The following is a 3,693-nucleotide window of genomic DNA, read 5'->3' as shown; positions in this document are numbered from 1 at the left end:
GAAAGTAACAATCTTAAACCTTGTTCAACTCCTTCGCAGGCCTACCGTCGCCGGTTTCCTCTTCTATCCTAGCTTCCTCCGTTTTCCGTCCATTATACTCAGGTAAGTGGCTGATTTTTTTTTTTTTTTTGAAATTTAGTTAATTTTTGGCAGAACTTTGAATTTAGTGGATGGTTTTGTGCATTTTCACATGTAAAATTACATTGGCCATTTAAATTAGTTTTTAGCTTTTAAATTAGTTATTTTTTTCTAATATTAGTTTAAATCTTTTATTTTATAATTTTAATATGAAAGTAGGCACTTGCACTCGAAAATCTTTATATATGGGCTTTATCATATAATTAATTGTGCAAAGACGTGTCATTTCAACTGACACGGCATTTAAAAATATTAACTGGTGATTATTATGAATCTTTCAAAAAAATTATTAACTTTACTTGCAATATTCTGTGTAATTGCATCTGCCGGTGTTGCATGTGCAGCAGATAACAGCGGTTTCACAGGAAGTAACTATGCGGATGATCTGGCTGTGGACGATGTCAGTCAATACGATTCTGGCGTTGATGATATTAGTTACAACGGCGATGATGATGTCAGTCAATACGATTCTGGCGTTGATGATATTAGATACGACGGCGGTTATGCAGGCAGTCAATATCAGGATGACGGCGGATGGGCTGGCAGTCAATACAATGAAACTTTAGAAAATCAAACTGCTGCCAATCAAACTGCTGATAATGCAACCAACGCTACTGCTCCTGTGGAAGCGAACACAACCGCAAACGCTACCAACGCAACTGGTGCTTTACACACCATGTTAGCTACCGGTAATCCAATATTAGTTTTACTCGCAGTTGGTGCAGTTTTAGGCGGAGCAGCTGTATTAAGAAGAAAATAAATTTTATAGACCCTTACATTAAAAGCAGAATTACAGGGTTTCTGCTTTTAATTCCTTTTTTTTTTATCGCTCAAGTTGGCAAAAATTTTTCTAATGTAATCATGGATTTTCATATTACAATTTAAATTTAGGTATGCCTAAAAATATTTATATTTCAATGTATAAATTATTTAACATGAATGGAGATAATCATTTGCCGGTATATGGGGTAGGTCCTTTTCTAATCACAGCAATCCTATCAATTACTCTGATTTCTATAATACTTTCTTTTTTTGGTTATATTCCGAATTATCCATCAAATTTTACAGTATTTGCAATTTTGGGTGTAATATTGATTGTAACTGGGGTGCTGTTCTGGTTTAAAGCTGTAACAGATTCAAATATTCAGGACAATATCAAAGCAAACAAACTCGTAACTACAGGAATATATGCAAGGGTAAGGCATCCAATATATGCTGCTTTTCTCTATGCAGTAACCGGAATAATTCTGATTGCAAACAATCTCACTTTGATAATTCTGCCATTGCTCTATTGGATTATATTATCAATTGCAATGAAAAAAACTGAAGAGAAATGGTTGATTGATCTGTATGGAGATGATTATTTAAAATATTCAAAAAAAGTTAACGGATTCATTCCAAAGGTGATTTAATGGGGTTTTTTTCTAACATGCGTGAACCGAAAGGAAAACTGGGCAATATTCAGCTGAAATCTATGAATAAAGAGCACACTCCTGTGTCATTATGGGGATTAAAGCACTTAAAAATAACAGATGAAGATATAATATTGGATGTCGGTTGTGGAGGAGGCATCAATATCAACAGAATGGCCAGAAAAGCCAAAAAGGTATATGGGATTGATTACAGTCAAGAAAGCGTAAAGCTGTCACGTGAAGTCAACAGGCAGGAAATATCCGAAGGAAAAGTAGAAGTGCTTGAAGGCAATGTTTTGAACCTACCATTTGAAGACAATAGTTTTGATGCTGTAACTGCTTTTGAAACAGTTTATTTCTGGCCGGATATTGAAAAATGCTTTAGTGAAGTTAAAAGAGTACTCAAGCCAGGAGGAATATTTTTAATCGGAATGGAGTCTAACGGCTCTGATAACATCATGATGAAATTATCCGAGAAACTGATAGATATGAATGTATACGATGATGAAGAAATTACATCATTTTTAGCAAACAGTCAATTTAGTGAAATAACCGTTTACTTAAGGGATGGAAAAAACAAAAAGGAGATAATTAAATCAAATGGGAATGTAGAAATGATTGATGATGATTATGATCATGTTTCTTTTTCGGATAAGTTTCTCGAATGGATGACAGTTATCGCCAAAAAATGAGTTATCTGAAAAAGTAGAACTCATCTTCACAGAGGTTTCGGTAAGTGCAGTATCTGCACAGGTACTGTTTTCTTTTGGGAAATTCCTTTCTGTTGATCTTATCGCGCACTTCATGAAGGGTATCAACAGCGTCATCGATTTCGCCGTAACTTAAAAATTTGCGTTTATTTTCCTCTTCACAAACGTCAAGTAGTCTTAAACGGCCGTTTTTGGTAAAAAACACTCCCACGCGATTAACCGGTTTGTGGTATACGTTTTCAACAAGCAGCTTATAGTAACACAACTCCAGACGATACTTTGAAAAGGAATTTGAATTGCTTGTCTTATAGTCGATTACGGTCAGTTTTCCGTTTTCATCCTCTAGAATTATATCGCAGATTCCTGAAAACCTGTTTTTCTTGTCAAGCAGATATTCCTCATTGGAAAACAGTTTAAAATCATTGTCAACAAAGACTTCCTTGAAAAAGAGTCCCAAATTATCAATATGTTCGTCAAGGCCGTAACCGATTTCCAAATCATTCGCCACTTTGACAAGTTCATTTTGAATGTCCACATCATCCAAATCATCGCCAAACCTGTCAGTGAATTTTTCAGCAATCAGGTGAACATCACTTCCCAATGCCATATACTTGTTGGGCTTTGCTTCAATCTCATCAATGTATTGGAATTTGAACTCCATCGGGCATTTAAGATATGTGTTTACTTTGGACTTTGACAATTTCATTATTAAATATCTATAAAAACCTTTTTAAAAACTTATTGTTTTTTATATAATAAATTTAATATATATTAGTGTTATATATAATCGGAGAGTATTAAAAATGAAAATTATAGCACTTCAAGCAAGTCCTAGAAAAGGCGGAAACTGTGATGTACTGATGGATGAAATGATTAAAGGTATAGAAGAAAACGGCGGAGAAGTAGTCAAATACTTCCTTGAAGGCTGTGACATCGCACCATGTAAAGCATGCATGTACTGCGCTGAAAACCCTGAATGTGTACGCAAAGACGATGGTAACAAAATCATAGATGATTTAGTTGCTGCAGACGGCGTTATCTTTGCAACCCCAATTTACTACGGTCAGATGTCAGCACAAGGAAAACTGATCATCGACAGATTCTATGCAATAGGTCAAAACCCAGATAAAAGCCTGTCCGGTAAAGCCGCATTAATCTTTACTGAAAACCAGCCTGAAGAAACCTATCAAACTTACATTGAACTGACTAAAATGTCTCCATTTGCTTTCATGGGCTATGAAGTCATCGGCCATGTTGATGCAGGTTCCGCAGGTCCTGCAGGAATCGTTGCAGAAGAGCAAGAAGACAAACTTAAAGAAGCCTACGAATTAGGTTTAAAATTTTAATTTAGATTAGAAACATTTTCTTATCTATTCTTTTTTTTTGATTTTATTTTATTTTTTTAATCCGTTTTTCAATCTAAATATTTGATT

5 protein-coding genes are annotated in these 3,693 nt (G+C 34.9%); 4 read left to right on the top strand and 1 reads right to left on the bottom strand.

The features are described from left to right. Nucleotides 1–406 precede the first annotated feature (406 nt). The 3 genes from ACKI2P_RS09240 (at nucleotide 407) to ACKI2P_RS09230 (ending at nucleotide 2,242) form a co-directional block, all read left to right on the top strand. Nucleotides 407–898 (top strand): hypothetical protein, encoded by a 492-nt coding sequence (locus ACKI2P_RS09240; RefSeq protein ID WP_407377090.1) that lies wholly within the window; start codon nucleotides 407–409, stop codon nucleotides 896–898. A gap of 175 nt (nucleotides 899–1,073) precedes the next feature. Then, entirely contained in the window at nucleotides 1,074–1,550 is a 477-nt protein-coding gene (locus ACKI2P_RS09235) for a methyltransferase family protein (RefSeq protein WP_407377088.1), read from the top strand. Further along, on the top strand, nucleotides 1,550–2,242 hold the full coding sequence (locus ACKI2P_RS09230; protein WP_407377086.1) for a class I SAM-dependent methyltransferase: 693 nt from the start codon (nucleotides 1,550–1,552) through the stop codon (nucleotides 2,240–2,242). The genes ACKI2P_RS09235 and ACKI2P_RS09230 overlap by 1 nt, the downstream gene beginning before the upstream one ends. Nucleotide 2,243: 1 nt before the next feature. On the opposite strand, the gene ACKI2P_RS09225 is transcribed toward ACKI2P_RS09230, so the two are convergent. Next, nucleotides 2,244–2,966, bottom strand: a complete 723-nt coding sequence (locus ACKI2P_RS09225) for a RecB family exonuclease (RefSeq protein WP_407377084.1) — start codon at nucleotides 2,964–2,966, stop codon at nucleotides 2,244–2,246. A 97-nt stretch (nucleotides 2,967–3,063) separates the two neighbouring features. Between ACKI2P_RS09225 and ACKI2P_RS09220 the strand changes: the two genes are divergently transcribed. Beyond that, on the top strand, nucleotides 3,064–3,606 hold the full coding sequence (locus ACKI2P_RS09220) for a flavodoxin family protein (RefSeq protein ID WP_407377082.1): 543 nt from the start codon (nucleotides 3,064–3,066) through the stop codon (nucleotides 3,604–3,606). The last annotated feature ends 87 nt before the right edge of the window (nucleotides 3,607–3,693 follow it).

Source organism: Methanobrevibacter sp. (assembly GCF_045541095.1).
Taxonomy (GTDB): Archaea; Methanobacteriota; Methanobacteria; order Methanobacteriales; family Methanobacteriaceae; genus Methanocatella.
This window is presented reverse-complemented; position numbering and strand designations above follow the sequence as displayed.